Annotated in this window: 1 protein-coding gene; it reads right to left on the bottom strand. The window is 32.8% G+C overall.

Annotated elements, in window-relative coordinates:
• Window positions 1-1,971, bottom strand: a 1,971-nt coding sequence (locus C3B51_RS23125) for a hypothetical protein (RefSeq protein ID WP_130246541.1), incomplete at both ends; no start/stop codon positions are given.

The following is a 1,971-nucleotide window of genomic DNA, read 5'->3' as shown; positions in this document are numbered from 1 at the left end:
CAGGATTTGATCAACAAGGCCCATTTTTCCTGCTCATCTGCAAAGTCGGAAATACCTCTGAAAATCAAATACTCAATATCATTAAACTCTTTCGTTGCTTCTATTGCCTCATTAAAGCCATAGGCTTCCATTTCAACTATAACGGCCTTGTAATCAATGTCTCTAGCTATTGATATGTGTTTCCCTTCGTCTTCACTTATAACAATGGGTGAGCTTATTATTGGTGTATGAGAAAGTTTTATTTCTTCTTTTTCTTTACGTATTACTTTTCCCTTATTAAGCAATGCGGATCTTATAAATGATTGGTATCTATTGCTTATTTTAAAGGAGTTGTTTGACCATCTGTCTTTTTTCCTTTCCTGTAGTGCTATGGCTTTATTAGGTATTACTACATCACCAATGTTGTAATTGGATTTATCCACACAGCCAGCGCAACCGACCATTGTAACTAAATTGAAGTTAAAATGAGATAATATCGAATTTGTAGATGCTGCTATACTAACCTGTCCACTATCTAGCGTCATAGCCAAGCCAATTGACAGCTCTCCAAAGGATGTTGATACGTAACCGACACCACTAATAAAACTTGAGTATTCTGAAGGCTTTATACTTGTGAAGTTTGAAAGTTTCTTCCGAACTCCTTCATACTCATTATCTATAAATGTCAAAACCAGTATATCAACTTTCATAGGTGGATCCTTCTTATCTGTATAAAATGTAGTGTTGTAATAAAGCTGTGAAGCGCCGGGTAGCTCCTTATTTTTTGGGGTACACTTACCTTTAATCTTGGTTGTTATATGTTTGTCAATTATTGGTAAGCTTATGTTGGAGTTAAAGCTTGTCTGCCTTATTTCTGAAAAGAAAGACTTTTCTAGTATTTTTTTATAAGTTTTCTCTCTCCTCATTTCTGAGTAAGCTAATATTAAGGTGTCTGATTTTATTTCTTTGCTTTTTTCGCCATGGGTTGGGAATATGTGGTTCATTAGGCTTGTGTATAGTTCAACTTGAAGTGTATGTGCTGTTCCTTTTTTTAAAAATATAGATTTTGATAATTCTATCAGGTTTCTGTGGCTTAATGATCCAGCTCCATGTACTATTAATGTTGGTGTGTTATCTTGATAAAACTCTGAGATCTGATAGTAAGTTTGATCTTGCTTTAGGTCATCGAAGTTTTCAGGCGTATTTCTACTAGAATTGCTCTTATCCAAATCTAGGTGGTTTTGTATAAAAGTGTATATTGAATCTAAAATTTCATTTTTATTTTCAAAGTTAGATTTGTGGTCTATAGCCCTAATGAAAAGGTTGTTTGGAAATGCATTATATCTCACGGATGTTGATAATGCATGTGTTGTACTTATAAATTGTTTTGTTAGTGGTTGTATTCTCTGATCTATCTCCCAGTATTCACCTTTTGTTTCCCTGAAGCTTGAAATCAATTTAAATTTAAATTGCTCAAAGTTTTTGTCTGTGACGTTTGTGTGGTAGCCTTTTCTTATTAGGGTTTTGAAAAACTCTTCAGATATTAATTTTGAAGTGTTTAGGCATTTGTTAATTCTTGTGTTTATTTCTTCTATTTCGCTCTTATCGTATTTCCCTCTATAGATGGCTATTATTTTTATTGTTTTTAAAGTTGCTAGTGATATTTCCAAGAAGGTTTTTGCAAATTCATTTGTAAAGTTTTCAATAAAGTTTCTCGTGTGCTCTTGTTTTTTATATCTTGTTAATAGCAGGTCCGAATCATCATCTTCTATATATTCAAAAAATTTCTTCACGTCCGAATCTGATGCAAAACTTTTGCTTGAGCCTTTTATTATGGCTTCTTTTGTTCTCTCAATTGTTTCTGATATGTATTTATTTCCAGGTGAGAAGGTTTTTTTTATTTTGCTTATTCCTTCATAAAAAACAGGCTTTGTAATTGACAATACTTTGTTTGGTAAGATTCTGTATATTTCGGCCTTGTTGATCAAATCC

It is taken from the genome of Pseudoalteromonas rubra, assembly GCF_004212645.1.
Taxonomy (GTDB): Bacteria; Pseudomonadota; Gammaproteobacteria; order Enterobacterales; family Alteromonadaceae; genus Pseudoalteromonas; species Pseudoalteromonas rubra_G.
This window is presented reverse-complemented; position numbering and strand designations above follow the sequence as displayed.